Here is a 19,536-nt window from a genome sequence, read left to right as displayed (position 1 = left end):
CGCTCTCCCCGGTCTCTCGCTCAGCCGGGGGCGCCCCCGCCCCCCGGGCGGTGCCCCTCGGCGCTCGCCGCCGCCAGCTCCCGGCAGGCGAGCGCCCGCACCAGGTCGTCGCTCGCCTCGCGGAGCATCCGGACCAGCATCGGCAGCCGCGGCGCCGCCGGCGCGCCGTCCGGGGCGCGCCCGAGCGCCGCGGTCCGCGCCTCCGCGCGGGCGAGGAGGTCCCGATCGACGCGGTACGAGGGGAACAGATGGGTGAAATACGCGGACGCGAGCTCGTGCGTCCGCGTCTCGAAGACCTGCTGCACCCGCTCGAAGAACGCCTGCGCGTACGGCTCGAGCAGCGCGCGCTGGAACGACCAGTTGAAGCCCGACATCGCCGCGCTGGTGAGGTGCAGCGAGCCGTACCCGTCCTCGTGGAAGCGCGCCCACGCCGCGGCCTTCACCGCCGGATCCGGGCGCGCCGTCTCGGCGCGCAGCGCGGCGCGCTGGCCGCGATCCGACGGGTCGCGCTCGCGCTCGGCCGCGAGCCGCTCCTCCGCGCCCTTCATGCCGCGCGCGACCCACTTCACGGCGACCGTCCAGCGCATCTCCTGGTCGATCTCGAGGCCGTCCACCTCGATCTCGCCGTCCGCGAGGCGCGCGGCCAGCGCGAGATCCGGCGCGGAGTACGCCGCGTTGAAGAGCGCCCGCGCCCACACGATCTGCGCGTCGCCGCGGGGGGCCGCCCGCAGGGCCGCGAGGGCGAGGCCGGTGAACGCGCTCGCCTCCGCCTCGCGCAGGGGATCCGGCACGTAGCGCGCGAGCGCCGTCACCGCGTTCGTGAGCACCGGGTCGACGAGGGAGAGGTCCGGCTCGGCGGGCAGCTTGTCCCTCACCAGCGCGAGGTACGCGGGGGAGGCGAGCTTCTGGTCGCGCACCATGCTCCAGAGCGACGACCAGAGCAGCTGGCGCAGGAGCGGGTCCTCCACGCGGCCCATGTGCTCGCGCACGAACGCGAGCGAGGCCGGGTCGAGCGCGATCTTCGCGAACGTGAGGTCGTTGTGGTTGGGGAACACGAGGAGCGGCGCCCGCTGCCCCCGCGCGGCGGCGACCTCGGTCGCGGCGCCGTCGATCTCCGCGGGCACCGCGTCGACGACGAGCGCGCCGTCCTGCTCGCGCGCGAGCGCGACGTCGATGCGGTGCGGCCGGAGCGTCGGGTAGTCGGCGGGCGCCGTCTGCAGCACGCGGAGCCGGCCGATGCGGTCGCCCTCGCGCTCCCACTCGGCCGTCAGCGTGTTGAGGGACGCCTGCTCGAGCCAGAGGCGCGACCACGCGCCGAGGTCGCGGCCGGAGCCCTCCTCCAGCGCGGACAGGAAGTCGCGCAGCGTCGCGTTGCCGTACTGGTAGCGCTTGAAGTACCGGCGCATCCCCTCGCGGAAGGCCGGCAGGCCGATCGCCGCGACGAGCTGCTTCATCGCGGCGGCGCCCTTGCCGTACGTGATGCCGTCGAAGTTCAGGAACGTGTGCTCCGTGTCGGCGAGCTCCCCGGCGATGGGGTGCGTCGTCACGAGCTGGTCCTGCCGGTAGGCCCAGCTCTTCATGACGTTGAACGCCTTCCACACGGCCGGCTGGAACCGGGTCGCCTGGTCCATCGCGAGGAAGGCCATGTACGTGGCGAAGCTCTCGTTCAGCCAGAGATCGTTCCACCACCGCATGGTCACGAGGTTGCCGAACCACATGTGGGCCATCTCGTGGAGGAGCACCTCCGCGCGCGTGAGGCGCTGGTGGTCCGTCGGCGGGTCCCGGAAGATCATGCGCTCGCTGTAGGTCACGGCGCCGACGTTCTCCATGGCGCCGGCGTTGAACTCCGGGACGAAGACCTGGTCGTACTTGCTGAAGGGGTAGGGGTAGTCGAAGAACTCCGGGTAGAAGTCGAAGCCCTGCTTCGTGAGCGTGAAGAGCTCCTCGGCGTCGAGGTGCCTCGCGAGCGACCTGCGGCAGTAGAGCCCGAGGGGGATCCCGCGGTGCTCGTCGCGGACGCCGCTGTACGGGCCGGCGATCAGCGCGAAGATGTAGGTGCTGAACCGGGTCGTCTCCTCGAACACCCGCGTCGTGCGCCCGAGGCCCGCGCCGAACGTGCGGGTGACGCGGGCGTTGCCGATGACCTCCCAGTCCTCGGGCGCGGTGACGGAGAGCCGGTAGCTCGCCTTGATGTCCGGCTGATCGAAGCAGGGGAACACGCGGTGCGCGCTGAACGGCTCGAGGTCCGAGTAGACGTAGTCCTCGCCGTCCTCCGGGTCGCGGAAGTGATGGAAGCCGTCGCCTGTGTGATCGTAGTCGTTCTCGTAGACGACGCGCACGCGCGTCTCCGGGGCGAGCAGCCGCCCCGGGAGGAGGATGCGGCAGTCGGACCACACGGGCTCGACCGGGGCGCCGTTGATCTCGAGCCGCTCGATGCGCCGGCCGCGGAAGTCGATGAACGTGTCGCCGTGGCCGCGGACGTCGAAGTACGCGACCGCCTCGCCTCGGTAGCCGCGGGCGCCGCGCGAGAGGTCGAGGGAGATCTCGTAGCGCGCATTACCGATGCGCGCGGCGCGCTCCTCGGCCTCTTTCTGGGTGAGCACGTCCCTTCCAGGGCCGCCGGTCGTCTCCGTCATGACTGCACACCGTAGGACGAACCGCCGGAGGGTGGCCAGCGATCTGCCGCGGTCGCGGTCGCTGCGTCGTCGGGCGGCCGCGCCACGCCGCGCCGCCGGACCCATCGAGGGCGCGGCGCCGAGCGTTCGCCGAGCGGGCTCGCGCTGCCGCACCGTACGCCCGGCTTTTGTGCCAGGCGGGCGCTGTTCTGTGCCACCCCAGGGGGGTCCGGCACCGGCACAACCGGAATGCATTGCGACACACCGGGGTCCGGACCCCTCGAGAACGCTCGGCAGAGCGTCTTTCGGGGCAAGATTGTGCCAGATTCTGCTGTTGTTACCGAAATTCTGTGCCATCTACCCCGCGAAAGCGCTCTCCGTTGTGCCACAAGGGGGGTCTGGACCCCTCCGAACCGCAATGCAGAGCGCGGGCGGGGGTGCCGGACCCCTCCCGGGGCGCAATGCAGAGCGCGGGCGGGGGTGCCGGACCCCTCCCGGGGCGCAATGCAGGGCGCGGGCGGGCCTGGCGGAGCTGGAGCGCATCAAGCGCGAGCGCGGCTGAGCGCACGCCGGAGGCGCGCGCGACGCCCCTGGCCCCGGCCGAGCTCGGCTCAGGGTGCCGGAGGGCTGCGGCGCCACACGAGCGCGGCGGCGATCCCCGCGAGCGCGAAGGCCGCCTGGAGGAGGTGGACGAGCAGCGAGATCGCGACGGCGGAGCTCGCGGTGAGGCCGAGCAGCGAGGCGGCGAGCGTGAAGGCCCCGTCGGTGGCGCCGATCTGGCCCGGGATGAGGTCGCCGGCGGCCGTGCCGGCGGCGCCCACGCCGTACGCGGCGAGCGCGCGGAGGGGGCCGCTCTCGGCGCCGACGACGGCGAGCAGCACGCCGTACTGCACCGCCTGGAGCGCGCGGCCCGCGAGGCAGGCGGCGAACGGCCAGGCCGGGACGGGCGGGCGCTCGCGGATGGCCTCCTGGAAGGCGGTGGCGAGCTGGCCGGCGCGGGCGAACCGCCGGGTGATCCACGCCGAGGCGGCGCGCTGCCGCGCGGCGAAGGCGACGCCGAGGCCGCTCGCGACCAGGAGGGCGGCGTGCGCGAGCACGCCGAGGGCGAGCGGGGAAGCGCCGCCGATGTGGAAGAGGGCGATGGCCGCGAGCAGCGACAGCGGGGCCGAGGACAGGAGCGCGAGCGACTGGTTCGTCGTGGCGATCGCGGCCGCGCGCGGGGCGCCGACGTGGGGGGAGAGCAGCGCGGCCTTGACCGCCTCGCCCGCGGGGCGGCCGGCCGGCATCAGCGTGATGACCGGATAGGTGACGACGTGGATGCGAAGGAGCTCCGCGGCCGGGACGCGGCGCGGCGCGCAGAGCACGCCGGTCGCGAGCGTCTCGCAGCCGACGCGCGCCGCCTCCAGCGCGATCAGGAGAGGCACGAACGGCGCGGCGCGGGTCACCGCGGCGAGCATCTCGGCCGCGCCGACGTGGCGGATGAGCGCGGCCAGGGCGGCCAGGCCGAGGCCGCCGAGCGCCGCGTGGAGCAGCGCCTTTCGCCGCGCGCGGCGGGCGGCGGTCGCGTCCGGGGCGGCGGGCGGAGCGGCAGGGACGTGCGCCCCGCCGCCGGGCGCGGGCCTGGGATCGCTGCCGGCGCATTCCTCTGCCGCTCGCGCCGGAGGTAAGGGAGCCATGGGAAAGTCGTGCGCTGCGAGGAGCATGCCGGGGTCGTGTGGGTGCGGCGTGCGCACGCGGCGGTGAGCTGCCTTGCGGAGCGCGCGCCATCGGCATGCAGCGCGCGCACGCGGCGCTGAGGTGTCGAGCTCCTCGGCGGGCAGGAGCTCACCTCTCTTCGAAGCTCATCGTCGCTCATCGTCTGGCCTCAGCTCCTCTCTCCTGGCGCCCCTGGCCTCTCGGTGGCTCAGATTCCTCCTGTCTCGTCTGCGGCGCGTTCAGGGGGCGCTCGTCCCTTCGTGCGCGGCGCGTGCGCAGCACGGCGTCGGCGCTGAACACCGCGAGCCCGGTCCAGATGAAGGCGAAGCTCACGGCCTGGGCCGTCGTGAACGGCTCGCCATAGACCAGCACGGCCAGCAGGAACTGGCCGCTCGGCGCGAGGTACTGGAGGAAGCCGACGGTGGTCAGCGACAGGCGGCGCGCCGCGTTCGTGAACCAGACGAGCGGCAGGGCCGTGACGATGCCCGTCGCGGCGAGGAGGAGGTGGGTCCGCAGATCGGCGCGGCCCGCGGCGCCGGCGCCCTCCACGTGGAGGGCGGCCAGGTAGGCCGCGCCGAGCGGGGCGATGAACGACGTCTCCAGGGTGGAGCCGGGGAGCGAGCCGACGGCGGCGACCTTCCGCAGCAGGCCGTACACCCCGAACGTGCTCGCCAGGCCCAGGGCGATCCAGGGGATCGAGCCGGCGCGCACCGCCTGGTGCACGACGCCCGAGGCGGCGAGGCCGAGCGCGAGCCACTGGGCGGGCCGCAGCCGCTCGCGCAGGAAGAGCATGCCGAGGAGCACGCTGAGCAGCGGGTTGATGAAGTAGCCGAGGCTGGCGTCGAGCACGCGCCCCACCGCGACGGCGTGGATGAACAGGACCCAGTTCGCCGACACGAGCGCGCCGGTCGCCGCCATGGCCGCGACGACGCGCCGGTCGCGCAGGGCCGCGACGAGCGCGCGGCGCTGCCCTGCGGCCAGCGTGAGCGCCACGAACGAGAGCAGGCTCCACACGGTGCGATGGGCCAGGAGCTCGAGCGCGCCGACGTGGCGGAGCTGCTTCCAGAAGACGGGGACGACGCCCCAGGAGCTGTAGGCCGCGATCCCGTAGGCGACGCCCCACGCGGCCTCCTGGCGGCTGTCGCGAGCATCTTCGGGCGTGCGCATCGGGGTCGTGCCTCCTCGGCGGGCGTCGCCCGACGCCGCCCGTCGCCCGGCGCCGCTGCTGCGAGGCGCCGCTCGCGTTCGATCGGACGGCGAACATGGCGAACCAGCTCGGCCATTTCAAGCCCTGCCTGAGAGCGCCGGGCTCGCAGGCTCGCCGCGAGGCCGCGTGGCATCCGCGTTGCTGGATGCGGGGCGCGGCGCTGGAGTCCGCAGCGAGCACAGCGAGGTAGGTATGCGAAGTGTCTACGCTTCAGCAGGGCTATGTGCAGCGATGATGGTCGCGTGCACGGGAGAAACGACCGGCGAGACGCGGCCTGGAGGCGCACACCCTGAAGAGATGGGGTTCGCCACCGTCCAGTGGTCCATCGGGGACAAGACCGACGCCGCTCAGTGCAAGGCGCACGGCGCGCAAGCAGTCGAGCTGGTCCTCATCAACACGAAGAACAACGAGGTCACGCGGCAGGTGGTCCCCTGCGATCGATTCGACGCGAGCGTGCAGGTCGCCGCCGATAAGTATGTCGGGACGATCTCGCTCGTCGATGAGGACGGCAAGTCGGTCAGCGACCCGCTGCCGGTGGGGCCGTTCGAGGTCTCCGCGTCCGAGGCGACGACGCGCAAGGTCAGCTTCCCCGCCGAGGGGCAGCGCGATACGCACCGGCGTCACGATAGGCCACGACGATAGGCCACGGGCGGGCCCGAGATCGGCGCGAGGAGCCCCTCCGCGCGCCGATCTCAGCCGCCCGCCGCCGGAGGCGCGCGATCGAGCCGCCCTCACGGCGGCGAGGGCGCTCGGTCCCTCCCCGCACCGCCGGGGAGCCCGCCCCCTTCGATCAGCCGGAGGAGCTTGTCCTTCGTGGTCAGCCCCACGTGACGAGCCACCTCCTTGCCCCCGATGAACGCGACGATGGTCGGAAACGCGCGGATGCCGAGGCGGCGGGCGATCGCCGGGCACCGGTCGCCGTCGACCGCCACCACCTTCAGGCGCCCTGCGCCTTCCTCCGCCAGCTTGTGCAGGATGGGCGCGAGCGCGCGGCACGGCGGGCACCACTGCGCGGTGAGCTCGACGAGGACGGGCACCTTGGCCTCCAGCACCTCGGCGTCGAAGCTCGCCTCATCGATCTCGCGGACAGGATTCGTGGACATGGCGTGAACCTCCATGCCCTGGCAGGTCTCGAGGGCGGCATCCATTACAGCGGTCGCCTGTTGTAATGTGGGCGCGGCTCGACACCTGACCTCCTGGACCATGGGCGCCATCAAGGACGCAGACGACCTCCTCAACCACGTGTCGCACCTTGTGCGCTCCGAACGTGCGGCGCTCGCGGGGCTGGCGCGCGCGGAGGGGGTGACACCCGAAGACGCGGTCGACTGCGTGCAGGAGGGCCTCTGCACGCTGCTCACGCTCGCGCAGCGGGGCGCGCTCCCGGAGGACGTCGGCGCGTGGGGCGGCGTGCTCGCCGGGACGGTGCGGAACGCCGCGCGCAACCGGCGCCGCCGCCACTTCCACGCCCGGCCGCACGACGACGTGGACGCGCACCCGGAGGCCGCGGGGGACGCCCCGGCGACCGACGAGGCGATCGCGCGGGCCGAGGAGCACGTCCGCCTGCGCGCGTGCGTCGAGGAGCTCTGCGAGATCCAGAAGGCCGTCGTGACGCTGCGCATGCTCGAGGAGCAACCCGGAGAGGACGTGGCGCGCGCGCTGGGCATCTCGGCCGGCCACGTCGCGGTGCTCCTGCACCGGGCCAAGGTCGCGCTGCGCGCGTGCATGACGTCGCCGCACTGAGCGCGCGCTGCCGCGGGCCCTCGCGAGAGCGCGCGGCGCGCGCGCGCCGGTGTCTGCTATGTCTTGGGCCAGACGTCATGCGCCCTCCTTCGCCAGCCTTGCGCATCCTCGCGTCCGATGAGCTGCCCGCGTTCGAGGTGGTGAACCCCGAGGGCCCCTCCAGCGCGGTCCTGCTCTGCGACCACGCGTCCAACGCGGTTCCGAGGAGCCTCGCCGAGCTGGGCAGGCAGCACGAGGCGCTCCGCGAGCACACCGGCTGGGACATCGGCGCGGCGCGCCTCTCGCGCCGCCTGTCCGCGCTCCTCGACGCGCCGCTCGTGCTCTCCGGCTACTCGCGGCTCGTCATCGACTGCAACCGGCCGCTGGGCTCGCCGACGTCCATCCCCGAGATCAGCTGCGGCGTGCCCATCCCCGGCAACGCCATCGACGCCGCGGAGGCCCGCGCGCGGGCCGACGCGTGCTTCTGGCCCTACCACCGCGCGATCACCGCGCTCCTCGACGCGCGGCGGGACCGCCGGAAGCGCACCGCGATCCTCAGCGTCCACAGCTTCACGCCCGCGATGCCCGGCGAGGACCGGCCGTGGCACGCGGCCGTCCTCTACGGGCGCGACCGCAGGCTCGCCGCGCCGTTCCTCGAAGCGCTGCGGCGCGAGCCCGGGCTCTGCGTCGGCGACAACGAGCCCTACCGCGTGACCGAGGGCGGCGACTACGGGATCCCCACGCACGGCGAGGCCCGCGGCCTGCCCTGCGTGCTCCTCGAGATCCGCCAGGACGGCCTGCTGAGCGACGAGGGCGTGGAGGCCTGGGCCCAGCGCCTCGCGGCGAGCTACCGGGCCATCGAGGCGAGCGGCGTCGACCTGAACGCCCTCTCCCCGGACACCGCCGCCGGTCGGTGACGTAGACGGGGGTCTGGTGATCGTCGCTCACCGGCCTGGGAGCCGCCTCGCCGGTTCTCCGCCGAGGCCCCGGAGGACGTGGGACCCGGCGGCCCCAAGGTCGCCACGGAGTGGATCGTGGAGGCGCGGTCCGGGGGGACGTGCGTCGTGCGCGTGGTGCACAGCTGGTTCGCGAGCACCGACGACTGGGACAACCAGTTCGAGGGCCACATGCACGGCTGGGCGGCCTTCTTCCGCATCCTTCGGCTCTATCTGGCCCATTTCCGTGGCCAGCCCTGCGCGGCGTTCCAGCTGATGGGCGCCGGAGCCGAGCCCAAAGCCGCGACATGGGGCGCGCTGGTCGGCCCGCTGCGCCGGCGCTCGTGCGGCGCGGGTGGGGGTCGGCGCGGCGCGAGGTCTCCTGAGCCGCGCGCGGGCGCCGGACCCGGCGGCGAGGCGCGGGCGCCCAGGCTGGCGACGGCGCGCGGGAGGCCGCTGCGCCCCTGCGCTCAGCCGCCGATGAGGTGCCGCGCGTAGCCGTACACGTAGACCGTGATGAGCGCGGCGGCAGCCACGTTGAGCAGGGAGCCTGTCCGGATCATCACCGGGAGCCGCACGTACCCGCTGCCGAACACGATGGCGTTGGGCGGCGTGCCCGTCGGCAGCATGAAGTCGCAGGACGCGGCGATCGTGGCCGCGAACAGCACGCCGAGGTCCTGCGGGAGCACGTTGAGCGCCACGTTCACGGTGGCGGTGTTGGAGGCCAGCGCCGACAGGGCGATCGTGCCGGCGCTGGCGAGCCCGAGCTGCGCGAGCAGCGGCGCCTCGGCGACGACCGCGAGCTTCGCGGCCATCCACGCCGAGAGCCCGCCGCCCTCGATGCCGGCCGCCATCGCGAAGCTGCCGCCGAGCAAGGCGAGCGTGCCCCAGGGCATCCTGCGCAGGGAGGCGAGCGAGAGGGCGCGCAGGGCGAGCAGGCCGAGCGCCGCAAGGACGGCCACGGTCGCCTCGTAGTGCTTGCCCTGCACCTTGAAGCCGGCCGTGGCGTCCGAGCCGAGCGCGGCGCCCAGGCCGCTGAGCGCGGCCTGGAGGGGGGGCGCGAGCGCGGCGCGCAGCGGATCGCCGAGGATCCAGAGCGCGCTGGCCGCCGCGAAGATGGCGGCGACGGTCTTCTCACCGCGGCTCATCGGGCCCATGGCCGCGAGCTCGCGGTCGAGCGCGTCGCGCGCGTGGCCGGGTCCGAGGCCGTCCCGCTTGCCCACGCGCCACAGGGCGAGCCAGAGCAGCGGGAGGAAGAGGACCACGAACGGCAGGGCGATCGCCATGTACCGCAGAAAGCCGAGATCGTGGCCGAGCTTGTCGGCGAGGAAGCCGCAGAAGATGGAGTTCGTCCCGGTGCCGATCTTCGTGCCGATCCCGCCGACGTTGGAGGCGTAGGCCACCGCCAGCATGATGGCCGTCCCGTAGTGCGTGAGCCTGCGCCCGCCGGCGGCCGACTCCAGCTGCGCGAGCAGGGCGAGCCCGATGGGGACCATCATCACGGCGGTCGCGGTGTTGGAGATCCAGAGCGAGATGGAGCTCGTCGCGACCAGCATGCCGAGCAGGAGCCGCTTCGGGTCCGTGCCGACGGCCCGCATGATGTGGAGCGCCACCCGGCGGTGAAGGCTCCACTGCTCCATGGCGGCCCCGATCGCCATGCCGCCGAGGAAGAGGAAGATGTAGGCGTCGACGAACGGCGCGGCGGCGCGGGCCGCGTCGCCCGCGAGCCCGCGGCCGAAGACGCCGAGCAGCGGGAAGAGCACGAGCGGCAAGCAGGCGGTGAGCGCGACCGGGAGCACCTCGAAGAGCCACCACAGCGCCATCCACGCCGCGACCGCGGCCGCGTACGCAGGGCGGTGGCCGTACCCAGGGACGGCGTGGAGCCCGCTCGGGACGAGCGCGATCGCGAGGGCGGCGGCTGGGCCGGAGGCGATGCCGAGGCAGCGAAGCAGGCTGAGCCGCGCAGGCGGCGGGCGGCTCCGGTGAGGGGCGCCCGGCGGCGCGGCGGCGGGATCGGGGGGGCACTGCATGGCGACTCTATCGCACACGCGCCTCCTCCCCGGCAGAGCGCGCCCTGCGCGCAGCGCGGCGGGCGCGGCGGGCGCGTGCTAGGCGTCAGGCGCTCCGCACGGCGCTCGCGCCGCCCGCAGGGCAGGAGAGCCGCCGTGTCCGATCCCCTCGTCGTCAACGATGCGCTGACCGCCCCGGCCGCGCTCCTCAGCTGGAGCGCCGTGCGCGCGTCGGGGCCCGGCGGTCAGAACGTCAACAAGGTCGCCTCCAAGGTGGAGCTGCGCTTCGACTTCGGCGCGTGGCCGGAGCTCGCCGACGACGCCAAGGCGAGGCTGCGCGCGCTGGCGCGCGGCCGGCTCGACGCCGAGGGGCGGCTGTTCATCGTGAGCCAGCTGACGCGCGACCAGCTGCGCAACCTGGACGACGCGCGCGAGAAGCTGCGCGCGCTCATCCTGCGCGCGCTCGAGGTGCCGGTGCAGCGAAGGCCGACGCGGCCGACGCGCGCGTCGAAGGCGCGGCGGCTCGACGAGAAGCGGCGCACGGGCGAGAAGAAGCACGTGCGCCGCGGCGGGGGCGATCACGAGTGACGGGGCGCGCGGGCGCGGGGGAGAGCGTCCAGCGCGCCCGCGCTGCGGCGGTCCTCGCTCAGCGCTTGCGCCGGGAGCCGGCGACGACCTCGGCGGCGGTCGTCGCGGTCGCCGCGCGCTTGATCCATCGCCGTAGCTTGCTCAGATCCTCGCAGCCGGCGATCGCGCGGGCCACCTCGGCCGGCGTGGCGACCCCGCGCGACTCCAGCACCGTGAGGATGGCCTCCTGCGCCATCTTGATCTCGCCGCGCGCTTCACCGCGCGCCTCGCCGCGCGCCTCGCCGCGCGCTTCGCCGCGCGCTTCGCCGCGCGCTTCGCCGCGCGCCTCGCCGCGCGCCTCGCCCTCCGCGAGCGCTGCCTCGAGCGCGGGCACGCGCTTGTCGAGCAGCGCGCGCGCCACGGCGTCGTCCGAGGACGCGGCCTCGAGGAGCGCCTGGATCGGCAGCGGGCGCACGAGGCAGGGATCCTCGATGACCGCATCCTTGGGCAGCGGGCGCCAGCCGTCGGTCTCGCGCGACCACTCCATCACCCGGCGCTGCTTCACCAGGATGCAGAACACCCGCCGCACGCCGCGGGCGATCAGCAGGCGCGCCTTGGTGGTCGGAACGGCGAGGGCCTGCTTGTCGCTGACCTCGAACGCCAGCTCCTCCAGCCGCCGCCGGCCCGCGCGGTCGGGCTTCTGCGCGAAGACGCTGGCGTCGGCCGCATAATCGCTGCCGAGGTCGGTCCGGGTCAGCATGTCCACGGCGCCCCGGTAGCCCTCGGCGACGTGGGCGCCGAGGACGTAGGTCAGATCGAAATGCTGCGTCGCGTGCGGCGGATCGGCCGGGGCGGCATAGACCTCGACGCCGTGGAGGTACTCCACCCGCGTCTCGGGCGGCGCCAGCCGGTCGTCCACGTGCGGGCGCGCCCTGCCGGCCGGAGGCGCGTGGACCGTGCGACCGGACGCGCCGGCGCCGGGGGCGAGGAGGACGTGATCGTGCCTGCGCATGAGCTCCACCATAGCGCAGCCAGCGACCGGCGGGCATCGCGGCGCCGGCGTCCGCGCGCTTCCGCCGCGCTGCCGCGTGGCGAGGCTCAGGCGCTCGCTCTCAGACAGCCCAGCTCGTAAAGCCCCATCCACCCGACCTCCGGGTCGGTGCAGGCGCCCTCCCTGAGCTGCTCCACGAAGTCCTCGATCGGCTTCTCTACCACGTCGATGAACTCCGTCTCATCCAGCGCTTGCGCCCTGTCGCGCACACAGTCCACGGCCAGGAACGCGTGTCGCTCGATGGTCGAGTAAGCGCACTCCAGCGGGCGGCCGAGCGGCACGAGCCGCCCGGCGACATACCCCGTCTCCTCGAGGAGCTCGCGCGCCGCCGCCGCCTCCGGGGCCTCGCCAGGCTCGACGCCGCCGCCTGGGAGCTCGTCGAGGATCCGATCGGGCCCCGGCCTGTACTGGCGCGCCAGGATCACCTTCTTCTCGCGGGAGATGGCGAGGACGGCGACGACTCGGCCCTCTTTCTTGAGCGAGAACGTGCGGACCTGCCCGTCCGGGAGCTCGAAGGTGACGTCCTCGATCCTCCGCCACGGCGAGTGCTGGACCACGCGCCGCTCCAATGCCTTCCACCGTACGACCGTCATGACCAACCCACATCGTTCGCCCAGGCGGCGCGTCCGGTCAAGACATTGGCGCCGCCGGTCAAGGACGGGACGCGCGCTCGGTATCACTCTCTCTCGCATGAACTACCTCATCCCGAGCCAAGAACAGGCGCACGCGGGTCTGCGTGCCATCAAGGTCGTCCTTACCTCGGCCGGCCCCCTCGACGGATCGCGGCGCGACGCGATAACCGCGGTGCAACGGCACCTCCTTCACACCGACCTCGACGTCGACGCGCTCGCCCCGATAGCGCCCGAGGAGCTCGCGCGCGCCGTCGAGGATCCCGCGCTGCGCGAGCAGCTCATCAACGGTCTCTGCGCGATGACCCTGTGCGGCGAGCGCGTCGACGAGCGCGAGCTGCTCGAGGTCGAGCGCTTCGCCGCGGCGCTCGGGGCGCGGCCGAACGCTGTCCGCCAGCTCCACCACCTCCACGAGCGGCGGCTGCTCCTCCTGCGCATCGACATCAGCCGGAGCTCGCTGCTCGGCAAGAACGTGCGGCGCATGCTCGATGAGGGCGGCCTTTATGGGCTCGCCAGGAACGTCGCGAGCTTCGCGGGCGTCCTGGAGAACGAGCCAGTCGCCGCGCGCTACCGCTCGCTCGAGGCCTACAGTGAGGGCACCCTCGGCAAGGCGCTCTTCACCTTCTATCGAGAGAACGGCTTCTCGTTCCCCGGCGAGAAGCGCGGCGTGCCCGAGGGCGTGCTCACGCACGACCTGAGCCACATCCTCGCTGGTTACGGCACGGACCTGCGCGGAGAGGCGATGACGATCGCCTTTCAGGCGGGGTATCGCCGCGAGAACCCGTTCGGCATCCTCGTGTTCCTGCTGGTGCAGCTCCAGCAGGGCATTCAGCTCACCGTGCTGGCGCCGTCGCAGCAGGGGATGCTCGCGACGCCCGGGCTCGCCGACGAGCTCGTGCGATCGTTCGTTCGCGGGACGAAGATGAGCATCGACCTGATGGACGACTGGGACTTCTGGTCCGACATGGCGGTGGATCTCGACGAGCTGCGCCGCCGTTACGGCGTCGTCCCCTGGGAGGCCGCGGCCTGATCCGGGTGCTCCGCCGAAGCAGCCGAGAGGTGAAGAGGGCTCGCCGCCGCGCAGGGGGGCGCGCGGCGAGCCGGAGGCGCGCGCTTCACCCGCCGAAGCCGCCCGCGACCGTCTTCGAGAACGACGCGCCGCCCTGGCTGGCGCGCACCGCCGACTGGGAGAACAGCGCGAACGCCTTGCGGATGTCCGCCGCGTCGCTCTTCGGCGTCAGGATCCAGCGGTCCTCGATCCCCATGTCGCGGAAGACGGCGCGGAAATCGGTGTTCCCGTCGTCGATGCCGATCGCCGCCACGATGTGGGCCTCGGCCCGCCGCATGTCGCGGACGAGGGCGCACACGTCCCTGGCCTTGGCCCACGTCGAGCCCGCGTCGGCGCCGTCCGAGATGATCAGCGTGACGGTGCGCGCCGGGACGCCGCTCAGCGCGAACTCCTGCGCCTTCGCGATCACCGTTCCGAGCAAGACCACCGTCTGATCGTAGAGGGGCGTGCCGAGCATGGGATCGTAGTTCTTCGTGTCCATCTTCACGGCCTGGGCGATAGGGCAGTACGGATACAGCACCGCCCCGTTCAGGTAACGGTTGTGCGCCAGGATCGAGTCGCGCTGCCTGGAGTCGGAGAGGGCGCCCACCACCAGGTTGTGCCCGTCCCTCACCGACGGGGCGTTGCCGGCGAATTTGATGGATCCCGAGTCGTCGGGCATCACCGTGACCAGCACCACCTCCGACGACGCCACGTCGTCCACCTGCACGCCGAAGCCGGCCTGGATCTGCGCGCCCAGGTCGGTGATGTGCAGCGCCTGCATCGCCTCGGGCGAGAGCGCGCCGTCGTCCCGCGCCGCCTCGAAGAGCTGCTCGATGTCGAGCGAGCCATCGCGGCTGGTTCCCTTATTGTTCTCCTTGTTCTTGCTCATCGGATCCTCCACGGTCATGCGCCCAAACACGGAATCGGGTCGGTGCTCTTCACGAGGTTCATCCCGGCGGCGGCGAAGCGGGCGAGCGCCTTGTCCGCCTCGGCGGTGAAATCGACGGCGAAGCCCCCCTTGCCGTCGGGCACGGTGACCGGCGACATGCAGTCGGTCATCACGTAGATCTTCTTGGCGAGCGCGCGGTCGGTGAGCGCGATCTCCGTCAAGATGTCCTCGATCGAGCTGCGGACGCAGTGGCTCGCGGCCTGGCCGGCGATGATCACCGCGTCGGCGTGGAGCAGCGTCCTCAGGAAGCCCGTGCTCCGCTGCGCGAGCGGCTGGCCGTCGTGCCGCGTCAGCACCTCGGGCTGCATCACCGAGTAGTTCTCGGTGAGCGGGTTGCCGCCCTTGACCTCGACCCACGACTGCACCCCGCGCGCGAACGCGTGGAACATCCGCGCCTCGTGCACGACGCCCGCGAGCGCGTGGCCGTCGCTCCCGAGGATGCAGTGCGGCGGCCACAGGTAGAGCTTGTATTTCCCGGCCTTCTCGAGCTCCTCGCAGTAATACCGGACCTGCTTCATGAGCCACGGGTAGCTCCCGCCGCAGAGCCACTTCGCCACCGCGGGGTTCGGCCGCACCTCCCCCGCGTCGATCTGCGCCGTCGTGATCTCGCGGTGCGCGGTCAGCGGGCGGTCCTCGCGATCCACCCAGAAGGCCGGGAAGAAGATCTGGTAAGCGAAGTGGGTGTCCATCGTGACCGTGACGTTCGTGATCGACGCGAGGTTCCTGTAGATGAACTCGGCGATGCGGCGGCTGTCGTCGACCGCGCCCGTGCCGCTCCTGCCGGCGACGTAGAGCGAGCCCTGCGGGAAGCAGAAGTCCTTCTGCACGTCGATGAGCAGGAGGTGGACGTTCTGCGCGTCCGCGGCCGACGGCTTCACGCCATGCGCCTTCCGCCAGGCGGCGGCGGCGCCGTGCAGCGTCTCTTCATTGGGGTGAAAGCCCCACCGCTCGGCGTTCTTGGCGTCATAGAAGGCGGGCAGGGGGAGCTCTGTCGATTTCATGGTCTCTCTCCTCTCGATCGGCCCGCGAGCGCGGGCCGTCAGCTCAGCGTGGATTCACGAGATACGAAGCAAGGTGATCGCCTGTGCGTCGACGACGAACAGGCCCTCTGGGCCGACGAGCAGCCGGGAAGCCTGGGTGACGAACGGCTCGGTGCCGGGGAACTGCCGCGTCTCGACGAGCGCGCCCCCGCGGACCTCGACGCGGACGACGCCGCTGTCGGTCGCCGAGAGCAGGAACCCGGAAGCCGCGCACTTGCCGGTCAGCGCGCCGAGCCACGAGCCGCCTTCGCCGTCGCCGTCGGCGACCGCCTCGACCGCGCCGTCCTCGCGCACGACGACGCACCGGTGCACGGTCCGGCCGGCTTGCTCGGCGGCGAGGAACAGCCATGCGCGCCCGGCGCGGGGGCGCCCGCGGCCGTCGTCGGGGCGCCCGCGGCCGTCGTTCGACGACGAGCTCGGGCCGGCGTCGAAGACGCAGGTCGCCGCGGTGAGCTTGCCGCCCGGGAAAGGCAGCTTGACCGTGTCCTTGAGGCCGGGCCGATCGGCGTCGAAGACGAACGCTATCGAGACGTTCCCGGCGCGGTAGAAGCCGAGCCCGAAGCTTTGGCCCACCCAGAACAGCGTTTGCCCGGCGAGCACCTCGCCCATCGGCACGGCGTCCGCCTCGCCCGAGAGCGCGGCGGCGCCCGGCCTCCCGCTGCGCAGGAGCTGCCCGCCGCGCGTCCAGTAGCGGGCGCGCGCGTTGACGTCGAAGATGGGCCTCGTCCCGACGCAGTCGACCTGGATCCGCTCGGGCGCGGCCCCCGGCGAGAGCACCACGAGATCGCCGCCCCGGCCGATCAACGTGGCGCTCCCGTGCACCGCGAAGCGCGTCGCGGGGTGCGGCGCGCCGGACATCACGACGGACCGGTCCTCCCGCAGGAAGCGGCCGCCCTCGTTCACGAGATACGAGAGCCCGCCCGGGCCGATCGACGCGGCCAGGATCACCCCGCGCGTGCTCAGGATCCGCGTCGCCAGCACCTCGCCGTGGACGACCGTCGACTCCTTCACGGCGGCCGGCGCGGCGCCCGCGCAGGCCGGGCAGGCAGGGCGCGCGTGCTCGACGCCGCACGAAGGGCACCTCGTCCAGGCGAGCGCGTCGAGCAGCCGGCGCGGGAACACGCCGCGCCGGTCCTCGACGAAGACGCGATAGAGCGCGTCCAGGAGATCGTCCGGCAGGACGCGGTACGGGATGGCCGGCTTCGGATACCGCACCTCGCGGTTGAACACGGTGATGCGGCGGAGCGGCCTCGCGCTCTCGGGCACCCGCGCCGACGCGGACCGCGGCCGGAAGACGCCGCCATAAGGCCCCACGCAGAGGAGGCTCTGCATGACCATCACGGCGAACGCGTACCAGTCGGAGTCCTGCGAATACGGCCTCGACAGGAGCGGCCGGGGGAGCGAAGGGTCGCAGAGCAGCGGATCCACGAAGCGCTCGGTGAACACCTGGCAGAGGTACGGGCCGAACTGGAAGCTGTCGGCGTCGATGACGAACACCTCGCCGCCGGCGACGAGCACGTTGAGATCGTTGAAGTCGCCGATCACCACGCCCCGGTCGTGGATCGCCGCGACCGCCCGGTGGAGCCGCGCGAGCACCTCGGAGACGGCGGCCGACGAGAGCCCGCCGTGGCGCATCGACGGCTCGCCGTAGCGCAGGAGCGGCTCCGCGCCGCGCACGAGGCGCATGGCGTAGCCCACGACGCGCTTCCTGGCCCTGTCGGTCGCGAGCTCGAGGGGCGCGATCACCTGATCGGGCAGCGCCGGCGGGAACGCGCGCAGCTTGTCCTGGTGGCGCTCGATGCGCGCCTCGGCGGCGCGCTGCTCGGCGTCTTGCCCGGCGTAATCCGGGTGATCGGGCGTCTTCCAGACCTTGAGCGCGCGGCCGTCTCCGAGGTCGAACACGTCCGCCTCCCCGCCTTTGCCGATCGAGGCCCGAGGGTGGAGCCGAACCCGCTTTGAACCGAGATAAACGTCCACAGTCGCCTCCTCCGGACGCAATCAAACGCAATCAAACGCAATCGAGCGCAATCGAGCGCAATCGAGCGCAATCGAGCGCAGACGCCCTGTCGTTTCCCTCCGCGACTCCCGCGCCTCCGCGCAGGGCCGCGCCTCAATCGCGGGCGCCCTGCGCCCTCCGCACGACGACCACCGTCGTGTCGTCGCGGAGCAGCCCGCCTTCGCGCTCCATCCGCTCTTCCTTCCACACGGGCCGCGTCACCGATCGGTTGATGAGCGCGAGCCGCCGCCTCACCGCGTCGGGGTTCCGGAAATACCGGTCGTCCTCCCAGAACCTCGACAGCGGGCCGACCTCGCCGCCCCCCGGGATCTGCCGTGACGACGACTCCAGCAGATCGATCGCGCCGTCGGTCCCGAGCAGGACAGTCCGGAGCGCGCTCGACGGGAAGGCGCGGTGCACGGTGAAGCGCGGCGCCTCGCCGCCGGGCGGCCGATCGAGCAGGCCATACGCGAGGTACGGGGGCTCGTCCCTCGGGAAGGGGCCGAGCCGCAGGAGCTCGTCGCCGAGCGCGATGAGGCCGTCGCCGACGGAGAACGCGCACGCCCTGTCGCCGGAGATCGCGAGGCCGACCACGGTGAAGAGGAAGAAGGTCGACACGACCTCGGTAAAGCTGCCGCCCATGCCGGCGGCCACGTCGCGGAGCGGCGCGAGCGCCCCGCGGCGCGCCTCTTCCCACGTCGCGGGCGAATCGAGGTCTCCGCCGCGCCGGAGCGCGCCGAGCACCTGCTCGGTCACGATCCGCGCCCCGAGCGCCGCGCCCACCTCGCTGCGCGCGCCGCTGCCGCAGCCGTCGCAGACCACCGCGACGAGAGAGCCGCCCTCGGCCCGGAAGGCATAGGCGTCCTGGTTGGGCCGCCCCGCGACGAGGTGATCGGTCCCGGTCACCGTCCCTCCGGCGACCTCGAAGGCCGAGCCCCCTCCCATGTCAGCCAAGTAAGCGACGTCGCGAAGCATGGAGTTCCCTTCTGCGCCCGGCGAGGGCGCGCTGCGGCCGGACCCGGGCAGACGGAGGCCGGGGCGCGCGGTCCTCCCGGCGCCGGAGCTCCACCGTCCGCTCGGCGGTCAACGCCGACCGCCAGCGCCCGCGCCCGGCGAGCGCCCGATCGTTCGTGTGTCTTACACACCAACCTTAGTGTTCGTAGTACACGTTGTCAACCCGGGCGCCGGCGTTCCGGCCGCGCTTCCTTGAGGCGTTCGAGCGCGTCGCTGACACGCGAGCGGGCATCCCGCCTCAGATCTCGAAGCTGAAGCCGTCCTTCTCGAGCCGCTCGTACTTCCGACGGTCGAACCGGTAGAGCCGCGCCGCGCGGTGCGCGACGTCCTGCTCCACCTCGTCGAGCTCCACGAGCAGCCCGGTGCCGAGCGCCTTCTTCCGGAAATTGCGCTTGTCGAGCGGGCGCTCGAGGATCGCCTCGTAGAGGCGCTGGAGCTGCGACAGCGTGAACTTCGGCGGCAGGAGCTCGAACCCGATCGGCCGGTATCGCACCTTGCCCTTGAGCCGCTCCAGCGCGACCGGGAGGATCTCGTCGTGATCGAAGGCGAGCGCCGGGGTGTCGTCCACCGCGAACCACGCCGCCTCGCGCGCGTCGGTCGCGGCCTTGACCCGGTGATCCCCGAGCTTCACGAGCGCGTAGTACGCCACCGAGACCACGCGCTCGCGCGGGTCCCGCCCGAGGGCGCCGAACGTGTAGAGCTGCTCCAGGAACACCCCCGAGAGCCCCGTCTCCTCCGCGAGCTCCCGCCGCGCGGCGTCGTCGAGCGCCTCGTCGACGCGCACGAACCCGCCCGGGAGCGCCCACCTGCCGCGGAACGGATCGAGCTCCCGCCGGATGAGGAGGACCTTGAGGTCCTCGTCATCGAGGCCGAACACGACACAATCCACCGTCAGCGCCGGCCGCGGGTGCTCGTAGGAGACGAACATTCAACCCTCCGTGTAATTTGCACATGAATCTTGGTGTCGAGCGGACACCATGTCAACCAGCGCAGCGGAGCTCGGCGGGCCGAGCGAAACGTCATCGACCGACCGACAACCCCTCGACGGCCAGCGCGCGG

At 72.9% G+C, this 19,536-nt stretch carries 18 protein-coding genes; 6 read left to right on the top strand and 12 right to left on the bottom strand.

All coding sequences use genetic code 11. The annotated features are described in order from the left end of the window. Window positions 1-20 precede the first annotated feature (20 nt). The 3 genes from pepN to rarD all read right to left on the bottom strand — a co-directional run bounded on the left by pepN (window position 21) and on the right by rarD (window position 5,477). Window positions 21-2,636 (bottom strand): aminopeptidase N, encoded by a 2,616-nt coding sequence (pepN, locus tag ACSRUE_RS36755; protein WP_441287645.1) that lies wholly within the window; start codon window positions 2,634-2,636, stop codon window positions 21-23. A gap of 590 nt (window positions 2,637-3,226) precedes the next feature. Continuing rightward, complete coding sequence (locus ACSRUE_RS36750) at window positions 3,227-4,291, bottom strand: lysylphosphatidylglycerol synthase domain-containing protein (RefSeq protein WP_441287644.1); 1,065 nt, start codon at window positions 4,289-4,291, stop codon at window positions 3,227-3,229. A gap of 175 nt (window positions 4,292-4,466) precedes the next feature. Next, complete coding sequence (rarD, locus tag ACSRUE_RS36745; protein WP_441287643.1) at window positions 4,467-5,477, bottom strand: EamA family transporter RarD; 1,011 nt, start codon at window positions 5,475-5,477, stop codon at window positions 4,467-4,469. A gap of 337 nt (window positions 5,478-5,814) precedes the next feature. Here rarD and ACSRUE_RS36740 point away from each other — a divergent pair, with 337 nt between their 5' ends. Further along, a complete protein-coding gene (locus ACSRUE_RS36740) occupies window positions 5,815-6,159 on the top strand; it encodes a hypothetical protein (protein WP_441287642.1) in 345 nt (114 codons plus the stop codon). Window positions 6,160-6,248: 89 nt separating this feature from the next. Here the strand turns inward: ACSRUE_RS36740 and ACSRUE_RS36735 are convergent, their stop codons facing one another. Then, a complete protein-coding gene (locus ACSRUE_RS36735; RefSeq protein WP_441287641.1) occupies window positions 6,249-6,620 on the bottom strand; it encodes a thioredoxin family protein in 372 nt (123 codons plus the stop codon). Between the two features lie 100 nt (window positions 6,621-6,720). Between ACSRUE_RS36735 and ACSRUE_RS36730 the strand changes: the two genes are divergently transcribed. From ACSRUE_RS36730 to ACSRUE_RS36720, 3 genes are all read left to right on the top strand, one after another. Next, window positions 6,721-7,257, top strand: a complete 537-nt coding sequence (locus tag ACSRUE_RS36730; RefSeq protein ID WP_437768788.1) for an RNA polymerase sigma factor — start codon at window positions 6,721-6,723, stop codon at window positions 7,255-7,257. 77 nt (window positions 7,258-7,334) lie between these two features. After that, window positions 7,335-8,153, top strand: a complete 819-nt coding sequence (locus ACSRUE_RS36725; protein WP_441287640.1) for an N-formylglutamate amidohydrolase — start codon at window positions 7,335-7,337, stop codon at window positions 8,151-8,153. 78 nt (window positions 8,154-8,231) lie between these two features. Next, a complete protein-coding gene (locus tag ACSRUE_RS36720) occupies window positions 8,232-8,669 on the top strand; it encodes a hypothetical protein (RefSeq protein WP_437768786.1) in 438 nt (145 codons plus the stop codon). On the opposite strand, the gene ACSRUE_RS36715 is transcribed toward ACSRUE_RS36720, so the two are convergent. Next, the gene (locus ACSRUE_RS36715) at window positions 8,642-10,201 is read right to left on the bottom strand and encodes an SLC13 family permease (protein WP_441287639.1); all 1,560 of its coding nucleotides are present in this window, start codon (window positions 10,199-10,201) and stop codon (window positions 8,642-8,644) included. The two genes, ACSRUE_RS36720 and ACSRUE_RS36715, sit on opposite strands and share 28 nt — an antisense overlap. A 135-nt stretch (window positions 10,202-10,336) precedes the next feature. On the opposite strand from ACSRUE_RS36715, the gene arfB reads away from it, so the two are divergent. Then, on the top strand, window positions 10,337-10,768 hold the full coding sequence (arfB, locus tag ACSRUE_RS36710; RefSeq protein ID WP_441287638.1) for an alternative ribosome rescue aminoacyl-tRNA hydrolase ArfB: 432 nt from the start codon (window positions 10,337-10,339) through the stop codon (window positions 10,766-10,768). A gap of 58 nt (window positions 10,769-10,826) precedes the next feature. On the opposite strand, the gene ACSRUE_RS36705 is transcribed toward arfB, so the two are convergent. Together ACSRUE_RS36705 and ACSRUE_RS36700 are read right to left on the bottom strand one after the other, a co-directional pair. Continuing rightward, window positions 10,827-11,759 carry a Uma2 family endonuclease gene (locus ACSRUE_RS36705; RefSeq protein WP_437768783.1) on the bottom strand — a complete coding sequence of 311 codons (933 nt, stop codon included), beginning with the start codon at window positions 11,757-11,759 and terminating at the stop codon, window positions 10,827-10,829. Window positions 11,760-11,845: 86 nt separating this feature from the next. Continuing rightward, complete coding sequence (locus tag ACSRUE_RS36700) at window positions 11,846-12,391, bottom strand: NUDIX hydrolase (protein WP_437768782.1); 546 nt, start codon at window positions 12,389-12,391, stop codon at window positions 11,846-11,848. 97 nt (window positions 12,392-12,488) lie between these two features. Between ACSRUE_RS36700 and ACSRUE_RS36695 the strand changes: the two genes are divergently transcribed. Beyond that, on the top strand, window positions 12,489-13,457 hold the full coding sequence (locus ACSRUE_RS36695; RefSeq protein WP_441287637.1) for a hypothetical protein: 969 nt from the start codon (window positions 12,489-12,491) through the stop codon (window positions 13,455-13,457). Window positions 13,458-13,542: 85 nt separating this feature from the next. On the opposite strand, the gene ACSRUE_RS36690 is transcribed toward ACSRUE_RS36695, so the two are convergent. From ACSRUE_RS36690 to ACSRUE_RS36670, 5 genes are all read right to left on the bottom strand, one after another. Further along, complete coding sequence (locus ACSRUE_RS36690) at window positions 13,543-14,367, bottom strand: hypothetical protein (RefSeq protein ID WP_441287636.1); 825 nt, start codon at window positions 14,365-14,367, stop codon at window positions 13,543-13,545. Between the two features lie 14 nt (window positions 14,368-14,381). Further along, window positions 14,382-15,428, bottom strand: coding sequence for a nicotinamidase (locus ACSRUE_RS36685; protein WP_441287635.1), 1,047 nt, complete (start codon window positions 15,426-15,428; stop codon window positions 14,382-14,384). A 54-nt stretch (window positions 15,429-15,482) separates the two neighbouring features. After that, window positions 15,483-17,444, bottom strand: coding sequence for a hypothetical protein (locus tag ACSRUE_RS36680; RefSeq protein ID WP_441287634.1), 1,962 nt, complete (start codon window positions 17,442-17,444; stop codon window positions 15,483-15,485). 133 nt (window positions 17,445-17,577) lie between these two features. Beyond that, window positions 17,578-18,438: a protein phosphatase 2C domain-containing protein gene (locus ACSRUE_RS36675; protein ID WP_441287633.1), complete on the bottom strand. Its 861-nt coding sequence runs from the start codon at window positions 18,436-18,438 to the stop codon at window positions 17,578-17,580. Between the two features lie 277 nt (window positions 18,439-18,715). Continuing rightward, window positions 18,716-19,405, bottom strand: coding sequence for an NUDIX hydrolase (locus ACSRUE_RS36670; RefSeq protein ID WP_441287632.1), 690 nt, complete (start codon window positions 19,403-19,405; stop codon window positions 18,716-18,718). Window positions 19,406-19,536: the final 131 nt, after the last annotated feature.

Source organism: Sorangium sp. KYC3313, from assembly GCF_052075895.1.
Taxonomy (GTDB): Bacteria; Myxococcota_A; Polyangia; order Polyangiales; family Polyangiaceae; genus Sorangium; species Sorangium cellulosum_B.
This window is presented reverse-complemented; position numbering and strand designations above follow the sequence as displayed.